This window comes from Bradyrhizobium sp. USDA 4353 (genome assembly GCF_054063215.1).
Genome location: NZ_JBSSGB010000001.1, coordinates 5,559,990 through 5,582,026 on the forward strand (window position 1 = coordinate 5,559,990; position 22,037 = coordinate 5,582,026).

A 22,037-nucleotide genomic window follows, 5' to 3' on the forward strand; every position below is an offset into this window, starting at 1 on the left:
GCGCCAAGCCATTGATATCCCGGCCATATAAATATTCCATAATATACCTTATGCGAATCGGCTATATGGCGGTCCAACCCGGTCCCCTGGGTTCAGGCAGCCCGTGCCGATGCCAGACAGAGTGATCACGCGCGTCGGACCGCCGGCTTGAACTTCACCATGTGCCGCGGTGCCGGCCGGTGGTCAGGATGAGCGACGGACATCCGTTCGTCCTCCGATCGAGCCGCTCATTGCAGCTCAGCGCCAGAGGCATTGGACGGATCGGGTCCCACGTCTCGGCGTCCCATTTGCGCGTGCGAAATCGCCGCCGGCTGGTCACCCCTTAGTCTTCCTTTGGTCAAAGCCCCCCGCCAAATCGCTGGCGGGGATTTGGCACGGGCGCTTCGCGTACAGGACCCGAAAACATGTCAGTTCAGTCGACGCCGAAGGAAGATGATCCGGGCGATGTCGCGCTGTCGCCCGACAACGAGATCTGCGAACAGATCTATCAGCGTGTCCTGACCGAGGTGCGCGCCCGCATCGATCAGCGCATCGCCGCGATCGAGGCCCAGGCCGCGGCGGAAGGCGACGGCGACGTGGATGCCGAAGTGGTCGAAGCCGGCGGACCGTCGAGCGCCGTGGTGAACGCAGCGGCGCCGGAGGTTACCAAGCGCCGGCCGGTGTTTCGGGCCGCGATCACGCTTGCTGCGTCCGCCGGCCTGGTGGGCGCCGTCGTCACCTTGGCGCGCGATCATCAGGAGGCCATCACCTCGGTGACCGACCGGATCGAGGCGGCGCTCCAATCCATCCGTCGTGAAACCTCGCAGATCGCGCTGCCGACCAGCGGACGCGAGCCGACGACAACAGGATCGAGCGAGGCCGCGGCCGCAGAGACGCCCCCTGCCTCATCCTCTCCATCAGCGTCCCCGTCGCCCGAGCCGTCAACGGGGCGATCCAGCGATCCATCCTCCGCAATGGCGGAAGCGACGTCGGAGCGGGACATGCCGCCCGCGCCGGAGCGAGAGCTCGCGCCGCTGATCGAGAAGATCGCGCATGATATCGCCGCGCTGCAGACCGGGCTGCAGGATCTGAAGGCGAGCCAGGAGCAGGCCAGCCGCGATCAGGCCAAGGCCATCGAGCAGCTGCAGACCGGCCAGGAGCAGCTCGCGCGAGCTGTCCGGGCGTCGAAGACCGAGCCCGCGACGACCGTCGGCGCCGCCGCACGGCTGGCGCCACCGCGACCGCCGCAGCAGGTTCCAGCGCGCCCTCCTCGGTTTTCGAACTTCTGAGCTGACGCGATCCGGGCAGGGCGTACCGATGTCCCTGCTCCCTGCCCGTGCGTCACAGGTAGTTCGCGGCAGCCTCGGCCTCGAAGCGATCCGGCGGGCCTTCCCAGACGATCTTGGCGTGATCCAGCACGTAGACCCGGTCCGCATGCGGGAGCGCAAAGGTGACGTTCTGCTCGCCGAGCAGCACTGTTATCTTGGTGGTCTCGCGCAAGCGGTCGAGTGCCTTCGACAGCGTCTCCAGGATGACCGGCGCGAGACCGAGCGTGGGCTCGTCGAGGATCAGGAGCTTTGGCTTCATCATCAGCGCGCGCGCGATCGCCAGCATCTGCTGCTCGCCGCCGGACAGCGTGCGCGCCAGTTGCGGCTGCCGCGATTTCAAGATCGGAAACAGGCCGAACAGCCATTCCAGCCGCTCGCTGCGCTCCGTGTCCGACAGCGCATTGCCGCCCAGCTCGAGATTTTCGCGCACCGTCATGTCGCCGAACAATTCGCGCGTCTCCGGGCACTGCACGATGCCGTCGCGCGCGATCTGTGCCGCCGTGCCGCCGGCAAGGTTGCGCCCTGCCCATGTCACCGCGCCTGAATACGGCACCAGGCCCGAGATCGCGTTAAACAGCGTCGTCTTGCCGGCGCCGTTGAGGCCGACGACGGACACGAACTCGCCCTCATGGACATGCAGCGAGACGTCCTGCAGCGCCTGCGCCTTGCCATAGAGCACGCTGACCTTGTCGACCTGCAGCGCCGGCGTGACGTCCTTGAAGCTCGCCTCGGGCCGCGCGGTCGAGACCAGCGCGCCACCGAGATAGACCCGGCGCACGGTCTCGTCCTGCATCACCTCGGTCGCCCTGCCCTCGGCGATCTTCTCGCCGAGATACATCGCGAGCACGCGGTCGACCAGCGCCGACACGCTCTTGACGTTGTGATCGACCAGCAGCACGGCACGGCCGTCGTCGCGGAATTCGCGGATCAGGTTGGAGAAGTCGGCGACCTCCGACGCTGTCAGTCCCGCGAAGGGCTCGTCAACCAGCACCAGCTTCGGGCTGCGAGCGACTGCTTTCGCAAGCTCGAGCCGGCGCAGATCGGCGAAGGCCAAGGTCGGCGGCCGGCGGTCGATGACGCCGCCGAGGCCGACGCGCTCGGCGATCGCGCGCGCTCTGCTATCGACATCCTTGTCCGCGAACAGCCGCGTCAGCTTGTCCGGCAGCAGCGCGACCTTGATGTTCTCCAGCACGGTCTGGCGTGCCAAGGGCCGCGAGTGCTGAAACACCAGGCCGACGCCCATGCGTGCGATGCGATGCGACGGCAGGCCGGCGAGCTCGACGCCGTCGAGCTTGACCGAGCCGGCGGTCGGCCGCTCCACGCCCATCACGCTCTTCATCGCCGTCGACTTGCCCGAGCCGTTCGGCCCGATCAGGCCGAGGATCTCGCCGGGGCTGATCGAGAAGCTGAGGTTCTTGACGGCAACGAGGCCGCCGAAGCGCTTGGTGAGACCGTCGACCTCCAGCATTGGAGCCTGAGTCATGCTTTGGCCCCTCCCCTGATGATGCCGAGGAAGCCGTCGGGGAAGAACAGGATCACCACCAGCGCGATCACCGAGACGATCAGGGTGGCGAGCTCGCCCAGCGGCCGCAGCAGCTCGCCCATGCCGATCAGGAAGATCGCGCCGATCGCGGCGCCAATGACGGTGCGCCTTCCGCCGAGCACCGCCGCGATGATGATCTGCACGCCGACGCCGACATCGACGAAGGTCGAGACCGAGGCCGTGCCCATGTAGAACACCATCAGCGCGCCGGCGAGGCCTGAGAAGAACGCGCTGACCACGAAGGCCGCGAGCTTGTGCTTGGTGACGTTGAAGCCGAGCGCGCCGGCCTGGATCTTGTCCTGGCCGCTCGCCTGCAGGATCAGCCCGATGGCGCTGCGCGACAGGCCGAACAGGATGGCGCCCGATACCAGCATGAAGCCGAGCGCGATCCAGTAGTTGGTCTTGGCGTCGATCGAGATCACGTCGGGCACGGCGAGGCCGATCTCGCCGCCGGTGAGACCTGCCGCGACGACGATGAAGTTCTGCAGCATCAGCACGGCGACCAGCGTGGTCAGGCCGAAATACGGCCCGCTGACGCGCAGCGCCGGCAGCGCCAGGATCACGCCGCCGACCACTGCGGCCAGCGCGCCGGCTGCGATGCAGATCCAGATCGACAGCCCAGGCGAGTAATGCGCGTCGAGAATGCCGGCGGTGTAGGCGCCGACGCCGATCAGGAAGGTCGGGCCGAAATTGACCTCGCCGGCGAAGCCGAACAACAGGTCCCAGGACATCGCGAACACGGCCGTGTAGTACGCGACCGTCAGCAATCCGAGCACGTAGCCAGAGACATAGGTCGGCAGCACCAGAGCGACGACGACGGTGAGCGCGCCCATCCAGAACAGCCGGGATGAGAGGAATGCCGGCATGCTCACCTCCGTCCGAACAGCCCTTGCGGGCGCAGATACATGACGATGACGAGCAGCAGCAGCGCCGGGATGGTCCGGTAGGCCGGCGAGATCAGGTAGGCCGTTCCGGTCTCGAGATAGCCGACGACATAGGCCGCGATCAGCGAGCCGGAGACGCTGCCGAGGCCGCCGAGCACGACGATCGAGAATGCGCTCGCCGTCAGCGGCCCCACGCTGTAGGAGCTGACCCCTAGGAACATGCCGAGCAGGATGCCGGCGACGCCAGCCAGCAGGCCGTAGATCGCCCACACCGTCAGATAGATCGACGACAGCTCGATGCCGAGCAAGGTGACGCCGCGCGGGTTCATCGAGGCCGCCATGACCGACTTGCCGCGCCGGGTGCGATTGACCAGCAGCCACAGCAGCCCGATCGCGACCCAGCAGATCACGGCGGTGAAATATTCGTTGCGCGGCGTCCGCACGCCGAACACCGTGACGACGCCCTCGACGATCGGCAGCACGGTCTTGGCGTTGTTGGTGAAGAAATACGCGATCGCCTCCTGGATGATGATGCCCCAGAGCAAGGTGGCGGTCAGGATGAAGATCTCCTTCTCCGACTCCGCGATCGCCTTGGAGCGCTGGATCGGCCGGACGGCGATGAAGTAGGTGGCGAAGGCCAGGATGAGGCCGGCGAGGATGCCGATGAGCGCTCCTGCATAGGGCCCCGTGCCGAGCTCGCCGGCGGCGGCCCAGGCCGCCACGGCTGCGCCCACCATGATGGCGCCGTGGGAGAGGTTGAGCACGCCGGAGACGCCGAAGATCAGCGTGAAACCGGTCGCGCCAAGCGCATAGAGAGCGCTGATGGCGAAGCCATCAATCAAGATCTGCCAGAAAAGCATTGAGAATGGATCCGAGCGTCGAACTGAGGCACCAGGAACATGGGCCGCCCCTCTCGGAGCGGCCCTGTGATGCGTCAGTTGCTGGCTGCCTTGAGCTTGATGAAGGACGGCCAAGTCACGGTGCCCGCGGCAAGCTCCTTGGGCCAGACATTGACCTGCTTGCCGCCCTGCCATTGCAGCATCAGACCGGTGATGTAGCCCTTGCCGGTGCGCAGCGCGTGCGGGTTCGGATCGCCCTTCGGCTTGAACGCCACACGGCCGATCGTGCCGACATAGTCGGTCGCCTCCATCGCCTCGACCATCTTGTCCGGATCGGTGCCCCCGGCGCGATGAATCGCATCCGCGATCATGTAGACGTCGTCATACGAGGTGTAGCCGGCATAGGACGGGATGTTGCCGAACTTTTTCTGATAGGCATCGACGAAGGGCAGCGTCTTCGGCGTGACCGCCACGCCGGGACCGGACACGGCATTGAACATCACGCCTTCGACCGCGCCGTTGGTGTCTTTCCAGAACGTCGAATTGGTGGCCTGCGAGGAGATGCCGAACATCGGGATCGGCACCTGCTGGCTCTTCCACTGCACCGTCGGCTGCGTGCCGACATGGGAGATGCCGGTGATCATCACATCAGGCTTAAGGGCCTCGATCTTGTTAAAGATCGGCGTGAAGTCGGTGGTGTCGGGCGACATCCGGATGTGGTCGACGACTTTCACGCCGATCTCGGGCAGGCACTTCTCGTAGCCGGCATCGAGCGGCGTCGTCCACGCCGCGTCCTCGCTCATGATCACGGCGGTCTTCATCTTGTAGGGCTCGACCAAGAGATCCTTGGCCGCATCGCAGACGAGGCCGGCGAGCGACGTCGAGGTCAGGTAGCCATGGAAGGTGTATTTGAGCCCGTCATAATTCTTGGCGATGTTCTGGGTGATCACGTCGGACGCCGCACCGGGCGTGATCATCAGGGTCTTGAGGCGCCCTGCCCACGGCTCCAGCGCCAGCACGACCTCGGAGATGTAGCTGGCGATGACGGCATTGACCTTGTCCTCGCTGACCGCGCGCTGGAACGCCCGCACCGACTCGGCCGACGATGAATGGTTGTCGTAGACGACGATCTCGATCTTGCGCCCGTCGACGCCACCCTTGGCATTGATCTCCTCGGCGGCGAGCTGCGCGGCGGGGGCAATCGACGAGCCGGCAACCGCCTGAGCTTCCGCAATGACGGCGATCTTGATCGGATCAGCGGCCGACGCGGCCGATGACACGAGCGCGGTGGCGCAGCTCGCAAGCAAGAATGACTTGAGCGACAACATAGGACCTCCCGATTCCTTATGCCTCTGACGGGCAACCGGACTTTGGTCTCCCACATGCCAGCGAGCAAGAGCACACGCTAACTCCTGCTCTGCGTTCAGCGCATTGTGATGGCGCGATTAGCTCATGACTGGCGGAAGTCCCGCAGCGCAGCAGTGCGCTACTCCGGCAATCTGCCGCGTTGCAGCGTATCCCCTCGAAGCGAGCGGAACTAATTTCCGTCAAGCGGACGACAGCAGAGCAAGAGGTACATGCCAGCGCAGTAGCGGCCGCAGAAGCAGCTCTCAGCCAGTCGGCCGTACGTGGCTGAGCATCTCATGCACGTCGTAGGTCATGACCGCGAGAAGTGCCGCGAGCGCCAGATAAGTCCCGGCATATTCCACCTTGGTCTGCAGCGTCGTGCCGTAATAGGCGACATTCTCTGCCGCGTTGGGATCGTAGCGCCACGCCTTCATCAGTTGCGGAGCGGCGAGGACCGCGATGAAGATCAGCATCGGGCTCGGCCGGTAGAGCATCATGGCAAGCAGCATGGGAACGCCGAGCAGCCAGATCCGCGGGCTGAGCACGCTGGTGACGCGGCCGCCATCGAGCGGCGAGATCGGCAGCAGGTTGAACAGGTTGAGGAACAGGCCCGAATAGGCGATCGCGAGCAGCAGATTGCTGTCATATGATCTCGCGCAAAGATACACGGCCAGCGCGGCGATGGTGCCGACCAGCGGACCGGCGAGCGCGACATAGGCTTCGGTCTCGACGTCGACCGGCTGCTCCTTCAGCGCGATCCAGGCGCCGACGAACGGGATGAAGGCAGGTGCACCGACATCGAGGCCACGCTGGCGCGCGGCGATGTAGTGCCCCATCTCATGGGCGAACAGCAAGGCGATGAAGCCTGCCGCATAGCGCCAGCCCCAGATGCCGGCATAGACGATGAGCGACAGCAGCATCGTGCCGCCGCTCATGGCGAGCTTGCCCCATTTCAGTCCCGAGAACAGGAGCAGCAGGATCGCCTTCACGCCGCCCCGCCTGCATTGTCGTTACGGGGCTTGCGGCGGAAGAAGTTCATCACGGTCGCGCCGAAGCCCACCACGGCGAAGATGATGATCTTGGCGAACTTCAGGACGAAGGCACCGGCCAGCGCCAGCAGTCCGAGCTTCTTGGCGGCAACGCCGCCGACCAGGGCGAGAAGCCCATATTCGGCGATCCGGTCGGTGCTCGCGCTGAAGTCCTCATAGCGTTTGCCGGCATTGTAGGAGAGGTCGGACAGCAGCTCGTGCGCGACCGCCTTGTCGCCGGCGATCCGATCGGAGCCGGACAGCAAATTGAGGCTGAAATAGCCGTCGCGCCCGAGCGCAAAGGTGTTGTAGTTGACGTTCTTCGGCGCATCGTCGGACTGGCTCTTGTTCTTGGCGAGCAGCGACCACACCAGGCGATGCGTCGTAGCGTCATAGGCCGGCGGCTCGATCCAGCCGATGACCGTCATCTCCGGAAAGCCGCGCTCGACCCGTTCCTTGTTGGCCTCCTCCGCGCCGGCGCGCAGATTGCTCAACAGCTCGTCGGCATTCCAGTTCTTGGCGTCATCGTCTTTGATGTAGCCTTCCTTGATGTGCTTGATCACGACCATCCAGCCGTCGTTCTGACGCTGGCCGACGACCAGGCCGACGAAGGTCGCATCGTTGACGACGTTGCCGAGCGCACGAAGCACCCGCAGGCCCTCGCTCTTCGGCACGTAGAAATAATCGGCGGGAAGCTTCAGCGTGCCCTGATCGATCAGCGTGATCTCGCTCGGACCGGCGGTCCCCGCCTGGCTCGCGGCCTGCCAAGCCGCCACCAACTCCGCCTTGCGCGCTCCCTCGTCCGCCGGCGCAGCCTGCGCAAGACAACACCAGCCAACCCATGCCGCGCATAGCGCAGCGCGTATGATCGCACCGAAGATTTTCACCAGCCCCAATCCTTCAACCCCAAGATGATAGGTCGAATGCTACCTTGATCGCTTGCAAACATGCAAGGAACTCAGCCCTTGCCCCGCGTCAATCAATCCCCGAGCCCTGCAGCAAGGGGAAGATTGTCCGAAATGGCCCCCTCCTCGTCACGACGCTGTCTTGCTTTCGGCCAAAGCGGCGGGTCGAGTCACGCTTGAAAATTCAAAGACAAAAGAGCGTCGGCGGCGGACGTACAGGGTTTGGGGATCACCAATGCAGTCCACACAGAATGTGCAACAGATCGATCCGAGCGACGTCGGGCTTGCTCCGGATAAGCCGGAGAAGACCAGCTACGATCAGCTGTACCGCAGGGTCCTGCGCGAGGTGCTGACCCGAATCGACACGCGGCTGGCGGCGATCGAGAAGCCGGGGGTCGCCGCAGATGCCGCTGCCGCGGCCAGCACGAGCGACGCGGTCGCGACAGAGCGCAGCCGTTGGGCGCGGGTCAAGGCGCCGCTGAGCAAGCTGCGCGGGCGCAACGCGGTCGGTCTCGCACTGCTGGTGCTGCTGGTCGGCGGCTCCGTGGCGTGGTCGCAGCGCGACCCGGGATCGTCACTGATGGACCGCTGGATGCCCGGCTCCAGCGAGACGTCGCAGGAGGAGGCGTCCGCGCAGCAGCCGGGCAACGACGACGGCATGATGTCGAACGCGTCGCTCCGCGGCAGCGAGGACGGCACCACCGGCAGCCCGGGCAATCTGATGCAACGGATGGCGCGCGACATCGCCGAGCTGCAGCAGGGCATCGAGCAGATCAAGAGCACGCAGGATCAGGCGAGCCGGGATCATACCCGGGCGATCGAGCAGTTGCAGGCCGGTCAGGACCAGCTGATGCGGCTGGTGTCGCGGATGTCGAACCAGGCGGCGCAGGCCCGCGGCGCAGCCGCGCCGGCGGCTGCGCCGCAGCAGATCATCGTGACGCCGCAGCAGCGGACCACGACGGGACTGGCGCGGCCGCAACAACAGCAGGGATCGACGATCGGAACGTTCCTGACCCGCAACACCTCGGGCATTCAGTCGCCGCTGCCGCGCTGATGGGACGATCGGCAGCGGGCATCGCCGCTGCCGACACGATCTGCTCGTTACGAGCAGCGATGCACCCGGCCGTCATAGCCGTGGTAGGTGCCGCTGTCGGCGTCATAGGTGCGGAAGCTCTTGCAGTCACGGCCGCCGCGCCGCACATGGTGCTTCTTCTCGGCCTTGGCCTTGGCGCGATGCTTGTGCCTGGCCGGCTTGTCGTCGTCGTGGGCATGCTCACGATGGCGGTGCTTTTCGGCCTTCTCCGACGCGCCGGCCGCGTCATGCTTCACGTCGGCCTTCTGTGGTGCGGCTGGCGGGCTCACTGCAGCGGGAGCCGCGATTGCCGGCTCGGCCTTCTTGGTCTCAGCCGGAGCCGCCGCCGGCTTGCTGCTTTCGGCGGCCTTCTCGGCGGGCTTTGCCTCGGCCTTTTCAGGCGCGGGCGCATCCTTGGCAGCGGCGGGCGCCGGGGCCACCGCATCCGCAGGCTTCGCCTCGGTGACGGCCGGCTTCTGGCTTGCGTCCGACTCAGGCTTCGTCTCGGTCTTCGGCTCGGCCTTCAATTCAGGCTTGAATTCAGGCTTGAATTCAGGCTTGGCCTCAGACGGGGTCTCGGACTTCGCCTCAGAGGAGTTTGGCTCTGACTTCGGCGCAGCTTTGGCCTCGTCCTTGGATTCGCTCGGCTTGGTCTCAGCGGCGCTCTCGGTCGGCGCCGGCTTCTCGGCGGCCGCCTTTTCCGCAGGTGCAGCTGGCTCAGCGGGCTTGTCTGCCGTCTTCTCCGGCTCCGCCGCGGCTGCCGCCGGCTTGTCGGCCACCTGCTCTGGCGGCTTGGCCTCGGTGGCCGCGGGCTTCTGCTCGGCCTCAGCGGGCTTGTCGGCGGGTGTCGCGGCGGGCTGCTCCGTGGCCGGCTTGGCTGCATCGCTCTGCGCGCTCGCAGAGCTCCCGATTGCGCCGAGGACGCAGAACAGAACGCCAGCGCACAGACGGCCGACAGGCGAACGAACGACAGATACTGACATGGATAACGGTCTCACTTGTGGATGACGCCGTCACCGTCTACGTCAATTCGGCTGACCTTTCTTCTTCAAATCTTCGCTCGCGCAAAATCGTCGCACCTGGTGTGCCTTCCGCACCATGGCTGCGCAATTCCAGCGTGAGGACAACGCACGCTCGTCGCCCTCCAGTGGTGGACTCAGGCGCTCACGGCGTTGCGTGTGATCACGTGACGATAATACGAAGCGCTCAGCTTCGGCGTCCGCACCTGGGTGTCGAAATCGACATGGTAGACGCCGAAGCGCTGCTTGTAGCCGAACACCCATTCGAAATTATCGAGCAGGCTCCACAGGAAGTAGCCCTTCACGGGCACGCCTTCCGACGTGGCGCGCTGCAGCTGGGCCAGGTAGTTGCGCAGATACATCACGCGGTCGAGGTCGTGGACCTTGCCGTCGGCCGTCAGCTTGTCGTCCGACGAGGTGCCGTTCTCGGTGATGTAGATAGTCTTGAGATTCCAGATCTTGGCGGCGAGCTTCGGCACCCAATAAGCGGTCTCGGGCCCAACCAGCAGCCAGGGCGAGCTCATATGCGGGAACGAGGCCGGCATCGGCAGCACGTCGAATCCCGGCGCGCGATCGGAGGCAACGACATAGGCCTGCGGCGCATAGATGTTGAGGCCGACGAAATCGACCGGCGACGCAATCGTCTTCAGCTCGTCTGCGGTGAACACCGGCGCATCCTTGCCGGACCAGGCCAGGAAGCCCTCGGTGTAGCGGCCCTCGAGGATGACGTTGAGGAAGCCGGCATTCATCTCGCGCGTCGCGATCTCGGCGGCCCGGATGTTCTCTGGCGTGTCGATCGCCGGCAGGCAGGCGGTGATGTTCTCGGCCATGCCGACGCGCGTGCCGGCCTGCCCCTGGGCGCGGATCGCCTGCACCGCGAGGCCGTGCGCCAGCGCCACGTGGTGGCGCGCCTGATTGACCTCCTGCGGCGGCAGCTTCAGCCCTGGCGCATCGATGCCGAGGCCATAGCCGAACGGAATGAACCGGCCGCACTCGTTGATGGTGAAGATGGTCTTCACGCGATCACTGAGGTGTTGCGCGACATAGCCCGCATAATGCGCGAAGGCTTTTGCGGCTTCCGCCGAGCGCCAGCCGCCGATGCGGTCCTGCAACGCCTGCGGCAGGTCCCAATGATACAGCGTCGCATAGGGCGCGATGCCGTTGGCGAGCAACTCGTCGACGAGGCGATTGTAGAAGTCGAGCCCTTTCGGATTGGGTGTCAGCCCGCCATCGGGAAACAGCCGTGGCCAGGCGATCGAGAAGCGGTAGGCGCGGCAGCCGAGCTCCTTGATCAGCCGAACGTCCTCCTTGTAGCGATTGTAGTGATCGCAGGCGACATCGCCGGTCGAGGCATCCTCGATGTTGCCCTGAATGCGCGTGAACACGTCCCAGATCGACGGCCCGCGGCCATCGGCGGTCGCGCCGCCCTCGATCTGATAGGACGAGGTGGCCGTGCCCCAGACGAAATCGGCGGGGAAACGACGGCTGACATCCTCCCTCACGGCGGCCTCCTCCGCTTGCGCCGGCGCATTGGCGGCCCCGAGGGCAGCCAGTCCGGCCAGCTTCGCAAGATCACGGCGGGAGACGTCGTTTGGCATTGATGAACCTCAATCCTGATGGTCTTTTCACCCCCAGCCCGGCGGGTCGACCCCAACAGGAACCACATCTTGGCGTGAATTTGAACCTTTGGAGCCCGCCGAAATGAAGTTACAGTTTCAGCGTGCCCTCAGAAGATGCTTCCACTGCGCAGTGCGTCGCTCGACAGCGCAGTGGGATACCCGTATTTTCGCGCCATGACCGATCACGAGCACCATCACGACCATCATCACGATCACTCGGAATTGTCCGAGACCGATCTTCGCGTCCGCGCGCTGGAAAGCATCCTCACCGAGAAGGGTTACCTCGATCCGGCCGCGCTCGATGTCCTGATCGAGACCTATGAAAGCAAGGTCGGCCCGCGCAACGGTGCTCGGGTGGTGGCGCGGGCGTGGACCGACCCGGCCTTCCGGGAGCGGCTGCTCAGGGATGCCACGCCGGCGATCGGCGAGCTCGGCTATGCCGGCCGCCAGGGCGAGCACATCGTCACGGTCGAGAATACGCCGGAGCTGCACAACATGGTCGTGTGCACGCTGTGCTCCTGCTATCCTTGGCCGGTGCTCGGCCTGCCGCCGGTCTGGTACAAGTCGGCGCCCTATCGCGCCAAGGCGGTCAAGGACCCGCGCGGCGTGCTCCGTGATTTCGGCTTCGAGCTGCCGGCAACCACCAGGATCCGGGTCTGGGATTCCACTGCCGAGGTCCGCTATTTCGTGCTGCCGATGCGCCCCGAAGGCACCGATGGCTGGAGTGAGGACGAGCTCGCCGAGCTCGTCACCCGCGACAGCATGATCGGCACCGGCCTGCCGAAACAGCCCGATCAGGTGCAGCGCTCCGCGGAGAAATCCTGATGGATGGCGCGCACGACATGGGCGGCGTCGCCGGCTTCGGCCCGGTCCGCCCCGAGCCGAACGAGCCGGTGTTTCACGCCGAGTGGGAGCGCCGCGCACTGGCGATCACGCTGGCGATGGCCCTGCCCGGCGGCTGGAACATCGACATGTCGCGCTTCGCGCGCGAGAACCGGCCCGCCGATGATTACCTCGGCATGAGCTACTACCAGATCTGGCTCGCCGGCCTCGAGCGGCTGATGCAGGACCAGCATCTGGTGGAGGCGGATGAGCTCGCCGCGGGCAAGCCGCTGCATCCCGCGAAGCCGGTCGCGAAGATCCTGACCGCCGACGAGGTGCCCGCGGTGCTGCGCCGGGGCGGCCCGACCGAGCGTCCCGCCACCGGGCCGGCGCTGTTCGCCGTCGGCGACCGCGTGCGTGCCAAGGACATCCATCCGCCGACGCATATCCGACTGCCGCGCTATGTGCGCGGCCATGTCGGCCGGATCGAAGCCGTCAGGGGCGTGCACGTGTTTCCGGACAGCAACGCGCATGGCCATGGCGAGGACCCGCAATGGCTCTACACGGTGTCGTTCAGCGGCGCCGAGCTGTGGGCCGACGCGCCCGATCCACTGCTGGAGGTGACGGTGGACGCGTTCGAGCCCTATCTGGAGCGCGCATGACGGGCGCCAACCGCGACGCTGCGCTGGAGGCGACACGCGCCCTGCCCGGCATTCCCGTCGATGCCGATGGGCCGGTGTTTCGCGAGCCGTGGGAGGCGCACGCCTTTGCGATGGCGGTGACGCTGCACGCGCGCGGCCTTTTCAGCTGGCCGGAATGGGCCGCGGCGCTCGCCGAGGAGATTGCGCGCGCGCAGGCTGGCGGAGATGCCGATTGCGGCGATACCTATTACAGACATTGGCTCGCGACCTTGGAGCGCCTGGTGGCCGAGAAAGGCGTCACCAATTCCGCCACCCTCGCCCGCTACCGCGACGCCTGGGATCACGCCGCCGACCGCACCCCGCATGGCAAGCCGATCGAGCTGCAGCCTGAGGACTTCGCAAGCTGAGCTCAGCCAGCATCGTTAAGCTTGCGTGACCAGCTTGCAGGGCATTTGAGCGTCCGACCTTAACGGCCGGGTATGCATGATGCGAAGAGCCGTATTCGCGCGAAATTGAACGTTCATCAGTGCGACCGTAGCGTCCCGCGCATCTTCTTTGATGGAGTTGAGGGGACGTCGAGATGCCTGCGTCAGAGTCTTTCGCTGCGATCGTCGACACGCTCGCGAGCGTGCGACGGGACTACCACGAGAAGCTCAAATCGATTCCGCAATACGAGGCCTTCCTGCTGATCGAGAGCTCGACCGAGAAGGCCGCCGGCGCCCTGCACGGCACCGCTGCATCGTCCTCGTCGATCGCGACCGACGTGATCGACTCGCTGCAATATGCGCGCACCCGCTTCGAGCAGCACATGACGTCGATCCCGGAGTACCGCGTGCTCGTGGCGATCGACAAGGTGATCAAGGAGATCTCGCAGCATCTCGGCCTCGCCACCAGCGACGATGCGGCGCCAGCGCCGAGCGCGGTTGCGGCATCGGATCAGCCCGCGCCTGAGGCTGCGCTCGCATCTGCCGAAGCGAACCAGTCTGCGTCGACAGCCGAGGCCGTCGCGGAGCCTGAGCTTGCTCAGGAGAGTGGCGCCGAACCGGCGGCCGAGGTCGCCGAGCAGCCTGCGGTCGCGGAAGCCGAGGACGTCGAGGCTGAAGCAGAAGCGGAGGTTTCCGCAGAGGCAGAGGTGCCGACCCTGCACGTGGTCGAAGCCAAGTCGCCGTCGATCGTGCCCGCCGATCATGCCGAGGACGACGACATCGTCGTGCTCAATGCACCGGCCTGGGAGAAGAGCGGCAAGGACGCCAAGGACGACATCACCGCGCGTCTCGCCGCCCAGGCGGCCTCCGCTGCCGCCCACGACGCGAACGAAGGCGATGACGACGCCGACGCCGATCTCGTGATCGTCAGCAAGCGCGAGCCGTCCGATCACGAGGCGGCCTGACGTCACCACCCGATCATTTCATTGCCGATGAGAGGCGGGGCCGTACGGCCCCGCTTTTTTTTAGGACGATCCGCCGACGGCGATGTATTCGCGCCAGCCTCGCGCGCGCAGCTCGCAGGCGGGACATTGACCGCAGCCATAGCCCCATTCGTGCCGTGCGCCGCGCTCGCCGAGATAGCAGGTGTGCGACTGGTCGCGGATGAGATCGACCACGCCGCGGCCACCGAGATCGTAGGCCAGCTGCCAGGTCGATGCCTTCGACAGCCACATTAGCGGCGTGTGCAGCTCGAACGGCCGGGCCATGCCGAGGCTCAACGCGGTCTGCAGCGCCTTGATGGTCTCGTCGCGGCAATCCGGATAGCCGGAATAGTCGGTCTCGCACATGCCGCCCACGATGTGGCGGATGCCGCGCCGATAGGCCAAGGCGGCAGCAAAGGTGAGAAAGACGAGGTTGCGGCCCGGCACGAAGGTGTTGGGCAATCCGTCGGCGCCCATCTCGATGGCGACGTCGCGCGTCAGCGCGGTCTCGGAGATCGAGGCCAATGTCGGGATGTCCAGCGTATGGTGGTCGCCGAGCTTGTCCGCCCAGTCGACGCGTAGCTGCGCGAGGCCGTCCAGCAGCCGGGCGCGGCAATCGAGCTCGATCGCATGGCGCTGCCCGTAGGCGAAACCGATCGTCTCGACCCGCGCGAAGCGGTCGAGGGCCCAGGCGAGGCAGGTCGTCGAATCCTGCCCGCCCGAGAACAGCACCAGGGCCGTTGCATCCTGCTCAGTCATGAGCCTCGCTTAGCACCATCGCCCGGTCCGGCCAACCCGTCGGCAGCCCACGCGTTCCCAGCCGTTTTTGCTGGGACGCGCCCGCCCCTTGAGGCATACAGGGCGCAATCCGAGACTGCTGCCAGGACCGCGCCCATGACCCCTTCCCGCGACATCTCCCGCCTGATCGAGATCATGGCCGCATTGCGCACACCCGCGACCGGCTGCCCATGGGACGTCGAGCAGACGTTCCAGAGCATCGCGCCCTATACGATCGAGGAGGCCTATGAGGTCGCGGATGCGATTACGCGCGAGGATCTCGACGATCTGCGCGAGGAGCTCGGCGATCTCCTGCTGCAGGTCGTGTATCACGCGCGCATCGCCGAGGAGCGAGGCGCCTTCGCCTTCGAGGACGTGGTCGAGGGCATCACGAAGAAGATGATCCGCCGTCATCCGCACGTGTTTCCGGACAAGGACGGCAAGGTCACGCAGCCCACCAAGGGCACCTGGGATCGGATCAAGGCCGAGGAGAAGGCCGAGCGCGCGGCGCGCCGGCCGCCCCAGGAGCAGGCGAGCAGGTCCTCGCTGCTGTCGGGCGTGAAAGCCGGGCAGCCGGCGCTGGTGCGCGCGATGGAGTTGCAGAGGAAGGCGGCAACCGTCGGCTTCGACTGGAACGATCCGCGCGCGGTGCTGCAGAAGATCCGCGAGGAGGCCGACGAGATCGAGGCCGCGCTCGACAACAAGGATGCGACCGAGCTCTCCGCAGAGACCGGCGACCTGCTGTTCGCGCTGGTCAACCTCGCACGACACGCCGAGGTCGATCCTGAGACCGCCCTGCGGGGCACCAACGCCAAGTTCGAGCGCCGCTTCGGCCATATCGAGCGCGCCCTCGCGGCCCGCGGCCGCACGCTGGAAGAAGCCTCCCTCGACGAGATGGACGAGCTGTGGAACGAGGCGAAGACGCTGGAGAAGTAGCCTTCCCCTCCCGACGCTGAGATCAGCCGGCTTTGCCGGACAGAGTCCGCTTGGCGATCTCCACGAAGCGCTGCGCTGCTGGTGACAAGCCGAAATCGGCGCGGCTCAGCAGCGAGACATGGCGGGAGATGGTCGGCTGCGAGAGCGGGATCGCCGCCAGCATCGGGAATTGAGTCTTCGGCAGCATGTGTGCGGGCAGGATGCTCAGCCCCGCGCCTTCGGCGGTGAGCGCCAGCGCGGTCGTGATCAGCGACACTTCCCAGGCCGGCTTCAGCGCGCGCCCGCTCTCCGCCAGCGCCTCGTCGATCTGGCGGCGAATGCGCGTCCCGCGGCGCATCGTGATCAGGTCGGAGCTCATGATGCTGTCCCAGGTCAGCCGGCGGTGCTTCTCGAACCGGCCGTCACGGAGGCCGATAGCGGACAGCGGGCTCTGCATCAGCGGCTCGACCCGCACTTCCGGCACGCCCTCATCCTCGACGCTGCCGAGGCCGAACTCGGCCTGACCGGCCATCACGATCGTGAACAGCTCGTCGGGCGCAACGTCGCGCAGGTCGATGCTCACCTCGGGATGCCGCGACCGGAACGTCGCGAACACCCGCGGCAGCAGCGCCGAGGCGACGCCCGCCGACACCGCGATCGAGATGCGGCCGGTCTTGATCTCGGCGAGGTCGCGCATCCGCTGCGACAGCCCTTGCGCGCCGGCCAGGATGCGTTCGGCCGCCGTGATCGCCTCGCGACAGGCCTCCGTCGGATGCAGCGCCCGCGTGGTGCGATCGAACAGCTTGAGCTGAAAGTTCTCCTCGATCTGCCGGATCAGCAGGCTGATCGCCGACTGCGTGACACGCAGCTCCGCGGCCGCCTTGGTGATGCTGCCGAGCCGATACACCAGGACCAGGGCCTCCAATTGCCGCAGGGTCGGTGACATTAGCTTTCCTCATGAATGAATGAGAATTTTGTGGCTAATCGAAAGATTTTGAACATGCAACATATTTGCAAACAGCCGGTGCCATCGGGGGCGCGAGGTAACAACAAGCTCACGGGGAGGGACAATTGTCGCAGGCGATCAATCTCACACGCTACGTCGACGAACGACCTCTGTCGGGATTTCAGATCCGGGTGATCTGCCTGTGCGCGCTGGTCGTAGGCCTCGACGGCTTCGATGCCCAGGCGCTCGGCTTCGTCGCGCCCGCCCTCAGCAAGGACCTGCATTTGGCGCCGGGAGCGCTAGGTCCCGTATTCGGCGCGTCGCTGTTCGGCGTGATGGTCGGCTCGCTCGTGTTCGGCGCCCTCGCCGACTATCTCGGACGCAAATGGCTGGTCGTCGCCGGCGTGCTGGTGTTCGCGCTGGGATCGCTGGCAACCAGCCAGGCCACCAGCGTCTCCGACCTCGTGATGCTGCGCTTCGTCACCGGCATTGGGCTCGGCGGGGTCCTGCCGAACACCATCGCATTGACCGGCGAGTACGCGCCGCAGCGTCGCCGGACCTTGTTGATCATGCTGATGTTCATGACGGTGTCGCTGGGCTCGGCAATCGGCGGAGCGGTCGCGGCCAAGCTCATCACCGCCTATGGCTGGCAGGTCATCTTCATCATCGGCGGCGTGCTGCCGCTGATCCTTTGCCCGATCCTAATCCTGTGGCTGCCGGAGTCGCTGTCGCTGCTGGCGCTCAATGCCGACAAGAGCGATCGCGTCCGCACGCTGCTGATGCGCATCGATCCCTCGGCGCAGCTTCCGGCGGATGCACAGTTCACGATCGTCGAAGAGAAAGGCAAGGGCTTCCTGCTGCCGCAGCTCTTCACCAACCGCCGCCTGATTCCGACTTTGCTGCTGTGGGTGATGTTCTTCATGAACATGATGGACATCTACTTCCTCAACAGCTGGCTGCCGACGCTCACGCATGGTGTCGGGCTCGATGTTCAGGCGGCGATCGCCGTCGGCGTGGCGTTCCAACTCGGCGGCATGCTCGGCACGATCGGGCTCGGCGTGCTGATCGAGCGGTTCGGCTTCGACCGCGTGCTGTTCGTCACCTATGTCGCGGGCTTCCTGTCGATCATCACCATCGGCATCGCCGGTGCCTCCTTGCCGATCCTCGTGCCGGCTGTCTTCATTGCCGGCGTCGCCGTCATCGGCGGGCAGATCGGCTGCAACGCCTACGCGGCGAAGATCTACCCGACCTACATCCGCGGCACCGGCATCGGTTGGGCGCTGGGCATCGGCCGCTTCGGCTCGATCCTCGGCGTCACCATCGGTGGAATGATGCTCGCCGCCAAATGGGACGTCGCCTCGCTGTTCCAGGCCAGCGCGGTGCCGCAACTGTTCTCCGCGCTGGTGATCCTGGGATTGGCGCTTCTCAGCATGCGCGGCAGCCTTCCGACTGCCGACGACAGCCAACGTAATCCGCTCTCGGCCGCCGAGCGCGCGTAGCATTCTAGCAAGAGACACGGACATGAAGACGTTACAGACCCAGGTTCTCATCGTGGGCGCCGGCCCGGTCGGACTGACCGCCGCCATGGATCTCGCCTCGCGCGGCATCGACGTCGTGGTCGCCGAGATCCGGCGCGCCGGCGAGCCGCCGAACGTGAAATGCAACCACGTCTCGGCGCGCTCGATGGAGGTGTTCCGCCGGCTCGGCATCGTCCGCGAGGTGCGCGAGGGCGGCCTGCCCGCCGATTTCCCCAACGACTGCGCGTACCGGACCGCCGTTGTCGGCCGCGAGCTGACGCGCATCCCGATCCCCTCCCGAAGGGATCGCTACACCGCTACGGGTGGACCTGACACCGACTGGCCCACGCCCGAGCCGCCGCATCGCATCAACCAGATCTATCTCGAGCCGATCCTATTCGCCGCCGCGGAGGCGCAGCCGCGCATCACGATCCTCAATCGCGTTCAGCTCGACCGGTTCGAGCAGGACGACAAGGGCGTGATCGCCCACGCCCGCGATCTCGACTCCGAGCAGGACATCACCATCTCAGCCGACTATCTGATCGGCTGCGACGGCGGCCGCTCCACGGTCCGCCGGTTGATCGGCTCCCGCCTTGGCGGGACGGACGTCGTGCAGCGGGTGCAGTCGACCTATATCCACGCGCCCGCGCTGAAGGACCTCATCACGCAGAAGCCGGCGTGGATGACGATGTCGCTCAATCCGCGCCGCTGCGGCACGACGGTCGCGATCGACGGCCGCGACAACTGGCTGATCCATAACCATCTCGCCGCAGAGGAGGTCGAGTTCGACAGCGTCGATCGCGACTGGGCGCTGCGCACCATCCTGGGCGTCGACGATCACTTCAAATACGAGATCATCAGCAAGGAGGATTGGATCGGCCGCCGCCTGGTCGCCGATCGCTTCCGTGATCGCCGCGCGTTCATCTGTGGCGATGCCGCGCATCTGTGGATCCCCTATGCGGGCTACGGCATGAATGCCGGGATCGCCGATGCGGTCGATCTGTGCTGGATGCTGGCCGGCGTCATCCAGAAATGGGCCGCCCCTGCCCTGCTCGAGGCCTATGAAGCCGAGCGCCAGCCGATCACCGAGCAGGTGTCGCATTTCGCCATGAACCACGCGCTCGCCGTCATGAGCCAACGGCGCTCGGTCCCTCCCGAGGTGGAAATGGACGGCCCGATCGGCGATGCCGCGCGCAGCAAGGTCGGACAGGCCGCCTATGACCTCAACGTGCAGCAATATTGCTGCGCCGGCCTGAACTTCGGCTACTATTACGATCAGTCGCCCGCCATCTCCTATGACGGCGAGACGCCGCCGCCTTACGGCATGGGCCACTTCACCGCGTCCACGGTGCCCGGCGCGCGCGCGCCGCACGTCTGGCTGGCGGAGGGCCGGTCGCTGCTGGATGCGCTCGGGCCCGCCTACACGCTGGTCCGGTTCGATCCCTCACTCGACGCGACCGCGATGGTCAAGACCGCAGCCGACCAGGGCGTTCCGCTGGCGCTCGTGGATGTCGACCGCGCCGAGGCGGGCTATGCGTTCGCGGAAAACCTGCTGCTGCTGAGGCCGGACTCTCACATCGCCTGGCGCGGAATGAGCGCACCGCGCGATCCCGGACAGCTGTTCCAGCACCTGCGGGGTATCGCAACCCAGCCTGAGGGCATGCGCCGTGACGATGCCGTCCTCGCCTGATCCGCGTCCGCGCGCCGTGGCCAGCCACACCACCGCGCATTACTTCCTGGAGGCGCTCGTCGACCTCGGCGTCGACTACATCTTCGCCAATCTCGGCACGGATCATGTGTCGCTGATCGAGGAGATCGCGCGCTGGGACGCCGAGGGGCGACGGCATCCGGAGGTGATCCTCTGCCCCCACGAGGTGGTCGCGGTGCACATGGCGATGGGCTACGCCATGCTGACCGGCCGCGGCCAGGCCGTGTTCGTCCATGTCGACGCGGGCACAGCGAATGCCTGCATGGCCATCCAGAATGCGTTTCGCTACCGGCTGCCGGTGCTGCTGGTCGCGGGGCGCGCGCCCTTCGCGGTTCATGGCGAGCTGCCGGGCGGACGCGACACCTACGTCCACTTCGTGCAGGAGAGCTTCGATCAGGCCAGCATCGTCAGGCCCTACGTCAAGTGGGACTACACGCTGCCGTCGGGCGTCCTGGTGAAGGAGGCGCTGGCGCGCGCAGCCGCGTTCATGCACAGCGATCCGCCCGGCCCGGTCTACATGATGCTACCACGCGAGACTCTTGCCGAGACGTGGGCCGCCGAGGCCATGCCGGCCTACGCGCCCGCACGTTACGGCAGCGTCAAAGCCGGAGGGATCGAGCCGGAACGTGCGCTGGCGATCGCCGACGCGCTGATGGCCGCGGATAACCCGATCGCACTGACCGCGTATCTCGGACGCAGTGCCGAGGCCGTGTCGATGCTCGAGCGGCTGGCCCTGGTGTGTGGAATCCGCGTCGCCGAGTTCAATCCCGTCACCATGAACATCTGCCAGGACTCGCCCTGCTTCGCCGGCTCCGATCCTGCAGCTGTTGTTGCAAACGCCGACCTCGGGCTGTTGATCGACATTGACGTGCCGTTCGTTCCGCAGGCGCTGAAAGCGGCCGACCAATTGCGCTGGATCCAGATCGATGTCGACGCCCTCAAGGCCGACATCCCGATGTGGGGCTTTGCCACCGATCTGCGCATCCAGGGCGATTCAGCCGTCATCCTGCGCCAGGTCCTGGAGATCGTCGTCGCGCGCGGCGATGACGCCTATCTGAGGAAGGTGCGCGATCGCATCGCGAGCTGGCAGCCGGCACGCGAAGCCGCTCAAGCCAAGCGGGTCGCCGCAGCCGCACAGAAAGGCAGGACCGGCACGATCAACCCGGCTTTTGTGTTCGCGCGACTGCAGGCGCTGCTGTCGGAGGACGACATCGTCCTCAACGAGGCCGTTCGCAACGCGCCCGTCCTGCAACAGCAGCTCCGTCGCACCAGGCCGATGACCTATGTGGGCCTCGCCGGCGGCGGCCTCGGCTTCAGCGGCGGCATGGCGCTCGGGCTCAAGCTCGCCAATCCCACGACGCGCGTCGTGCAGGTGATCGGCGACGGCGCCTATCACTTCGCGGCCCCGGATTCCGTCTACGCCGTCGCGCAGCAGTATCAGTTGCCGATCTTCACGGTGATCCTCGACAACGCCGGCTGGCAGGCTGTGAAGGCCTCGGTCCAGCGCGTCTATCCCAATGGCGCTGCCCAGCAGAGCGACGCGTTCCTGTCGCGGCTCTCGACCGGACGCGAGGATGAGCAGCGTCGTCTCGCCGACATCGCCTGTGCCTTCGGCGCTCATGGCGAACGGGTCGGAGACCCCGATGCACTCGATGCCGCGATCGAACGCTGCCTCGCGGCCGTCGACGGCGGACGCGCCGCGGTGCTGCACGTCGACATCACTCCGCTCTGAAGCGCGAT

At 66.1% G+C, this 22,037-nt stretch carries 20 protein-coding genes; 10 read left to right on the plus strand and 10 right to left on the minus strand.

The window, feature by feature from the left end; genetic code table 11:
• Nucleotides 1–404 precede the first annotated feature (404 nt).
• Complete coding sequence (locus tag ACVILH_RS25155) at nucleotides 405–1,268, plus strand: hypothetical protein (protein ID WP_456715288.1); 864 nt, start codon at nucleotides 405–407, stop codon at nucleotides 1,266–1,268.
• Nucleotides 1,269–1,320: 52 nt separating this feature from the next.
• On the opposite strand, the gene ACVILH_RS25160 is transcribed toward ACVILH_RS25155, so the two are convergent.
• From ACVILH_RS25160 to ACVILH_RS25185, 6 genes are all read right to left on the minus strand, one after another.
• The gene (locus ACVILH_RS25160; RefSeq protein WP_456715289.1) at nucleotides 1,321–2,790 is read right to left on the minus strand and encodes an ATP-binding cassette domain-containing protein; all 1,470 of its coding nucleotides are present in this window, start codon (nucleotides 2,788–2,790) and stop codon (nucleotides 1,321–1,323) included.
• Entirely contained in the window at nucleotides 2,787–3,716 is a 930-nt protein-coding gene (locus ACVILH_RS25165; protein ID WP_456715290.1) for a branched-chain amino acid ABC transporter permease, read from the minus strand. Before ACVILH_RS25165 ends, ACVILH_RS25160 begins: the two co-directional genes overlap by 4 nt.
• Nucleotides 3,717–3,718: 2 nt before the next feature.
• Complete coding sequence (locus tag ACVILH_RS25170; protein ID WP_434877460.1) at nucleotides 3,719–4,594, minus strand: ABC transporter permease subunit; 876 nt, start codon at nucleotides 4,592–4,594, stop codon at nucleotides 3,719–3,721.
• Between the two features lie 74 nt (nucleotides 4,595–4,668).
• Nucleotides 4,669–5,955 carry an ABC transporter substrate-binding protein gene (locus tag ACVILH_RS25175; RefSeq protein ID WP_456715291.1) on the minus strand — a complete coding sequence of 429 codons (1,287 nt, stop codon included), beginning with the start codon at nucleotides 5,953–5,955 and terminating at the stop codon, nucleotides 4,669–4,671.
• A 228-nt stretch (nucleotides 5,956–6,183) separates the two neighbouring features.
• Entirely contained in the window at nucleotides 6,184–6,909 is a 726-nt protein-coding gene (locus ACVILH_RS25180) for a site-2 protease family protein (RefSeq protein WP_456715292.1), read from the minus strand.
• Nucleotides 6,906–7,724: a DUF2167 domain-containing protein gene (locus ACVILH_RS25185; RefSeq protein WP_456715293.1), complete on the minus strand. Its 819-nt coding sequence runs from the start codon at nucleotides 7,722–7,724 to the stop codon at nucleotides 6,906–6,908. Before ACVILH_RS25185 ends, ACVILH_RS25180 begins: the two co-directional genes overlap by 4 nt.
• A 364-nt stretch (nucleotides 7,725–8,088) precedes the next feature.
• On the opposite strand from ACVILH_RS25185, the gene ACVILH_RS25190 reads away from it, so the two are divergent.
• A complete protein-coding gene (locus ACVILH_RS25190; RefSeq protein WP_456715294.1) occupies nucleotides 8,089–8,907 on the plus strand; it encodes a hypothetical protein in 819 nt (272 codons plus the stop codon).
• A gap of 47 nt (nucleotides 8,908–8,954) precedes the next feature.
• On the opposite strand, the gene ACVILH_RS25195 is transcribed toward ACVILH_RS25190, so the two are convergent.
• Together ACVILH_RS25195 and ACVILH_RS25200 are read right to left on the minus strand one after the other, a co-directional pair.
• A complete protein-coding gene (locus tag ACVILH_RS25195; RefSeq protein WP_456715295.1) occupies nucleotides 8,955–9,908 on the minus strand; it encodes a hypothetical protein in 954 nt (317 codons plus the stop codon).
• Nucleotides 9,909–10,081: 173 nt separating this feature from the next.
• Nucleotides 10,082–11,542 (minus strand): GH1 family beta-glucosidase, encoded by a 1,461-nt coding sequence (locus ACVILH_RS25200; protein WP_456715296.1) that lies wholly within the window; start codon nucleotides 11,540–11,542, stop codon nucleotides 10,082–10,084.
• A gap of 195 nt (nucleotides 11,543–11,737) precedes the next feature.
• On the opposite strand from ACVILH_RS25200, the gene nthA reads away from it, so the two are divergent.
• The 4 genes from nthA (at nucleotide 11,738) to ACVILH_RS25220 (ending at nucleotide 14,416) form a co-directional block, all read left to right on the plus strand.
• The gene (gene nthA / locus ACVILH_RS25205; RefSeq protein ID WP_456715297.1) at nucleotides 11,738–12,388 is read left to right on the plus strand and encodes a nitrile hydratase subunit alpha; all 651 of its coding nucleotides are present in this window, start codon (nucleotides 11,738–11,740) and stop codon (nucleotides 12,386–12,388) included.
• Nucleotides 12,388–13,047, plus strand: coding sequence for a nitrile hydratase subunit beta (gene nthB / locus ACVILH_RS25210; protein ID WP_456715298.1), 660 nt, complete (start codon nucleotides 12,388–12,390; stop codon nucleotides 13,045–13,047). The genes nthA and nthB overlap by 1 nt, the downstream gene beginning before the upstream one ends.
• On the plus strand, nucleotides 13,044–13,433 hold the full coding sequence (locus ACVILH_RS25215; RefSeq protein ID WP_456715299.1) for a nitrile hydratase accessory protein: 390 nt from the start codon (nucleotides 13,044–13,046) through the stop codon (nucleotides 13,431–13,433). Before nthB ends, ACVILH_RS25215 begins: the two co-directional genes overlap by 4 nt.
• 173 nt (nucleotides 13,434–13,606) lie before the next feature.
• Entirely contained in the window at nucleotides 13,607–14,416 is an 810-nt protein-coding gene (locus ACVILH_RS25220; protein WP_456715300.1) for a hypothetical protein, read from the plus strand.
• A gap of 60 nt (nucleotides 14,417–14,476) precedes the next feature.
• Here the strand turns inward: ACVILH_RS25220 and queC are convergent, their stop codons facing one another.
• Nucleotides 14,477–15,193: a 7-cyano-7-deazaguanine synthase QueC gene (gene queC / locus ACVILH_RS25225; RefSeq protein WP_456715301.1), complete on the minus strand. Its 717-nt coding sequence runs from the start codon at nucleotides 15,191–15,193 to the stop codon at nucleotides 14,477–14,479.
• A 135-nt stretch (nucleotides 15,194–15,328) separates the two neighbouring features.
• Here queC and mazG point away from each other — a divergent pair, with 135 nt between their 5' ends.
• Nucleotides 15,329–16,147 carry a nucleoside triphosphate pyrophosphohydrolase gene (gene mazG / locus ACVILH_RS25230; RefSeq protein ID WP_456715302.1) on the plus strand — a complete coding sequence of 273 codons (819 nt, stop codon included), beginning with the start codon at nucleotides 15,329–15,331 and terminating at the stop codon, nucleotides 16,145–16,147.
• A 22-nt stretch (nucleotides 16,148–16,169) separates the two neighbouring features.
• Here mazG and ACVILH_RS25235 read toward each other — a convergent pair whose 3' ends face one another.
• The gene (locus tag ACVILH_RS25235) at nucleotides 16,170–17,072 is read right to left on the minus strand and encodes a LysR family transcriptional regulator (RefSeq protein ID WP_456715303.1); all 903 of its coding nucleotides are present in this window, start codon (nucleotides 17,070–17,072) and stop codon (nucleotides 16,170–16,172) included.
• A 125-nt stretch (nucleotides 17,073–17,197) separates the two neighbouring features.
• Between ACVILH_RS25235 and ACVILH_RS25240 the strand changes: the two genes are divergently transcribed.
• From ACVILH_RS25240 to ACVILH_RS25250, 3 genes are read left to right on the plus strand one after another with little or no spacing between them, the layout of a single operon-like run.
• Complete coding sequence (locus ACVILH_RS25240) at nucleotides 17,198–18,571, plus strand: MFS transporter (RefSeq protein ID WP_456715304.1); 1,374 nt, start codon at nucleotides 17,198–17,200, stop codon at nucleotides 18,569–18,571.
• Nucleotides 18,572–18,593: 22 nt separating this feature from the next.
• The gene (locus ACVILH_RS25245) at nucleotides 18,594–20,279 is read left to right on the plus strand and encodes an FAD-dependent oxidoreductase (protein WP_456715305.1); all 1,686 of its coding nucleotides are present in this window, start codon (nucleotides 18,594–18,596) and stop codon (nucleotides 20,277–20,279) included.
• A 16-nt stretch (nucleotides 20,280–20,295) separates the two neighbouring features.
• Complete coding sequence (locus ACVILH_RS25250; RefSeq protein WP_456717072.1) at nucleotides 20,296–22,029, plus strand: thiamine pyrophosphate-requiring protein; 1,734 nt, start codon at nucleotides 20,296–20,298, stop codon at nucleotides 22,027–22,029.
• Nucleotides 22,030–22,037 lie beyond the last annotated feature (8 nt).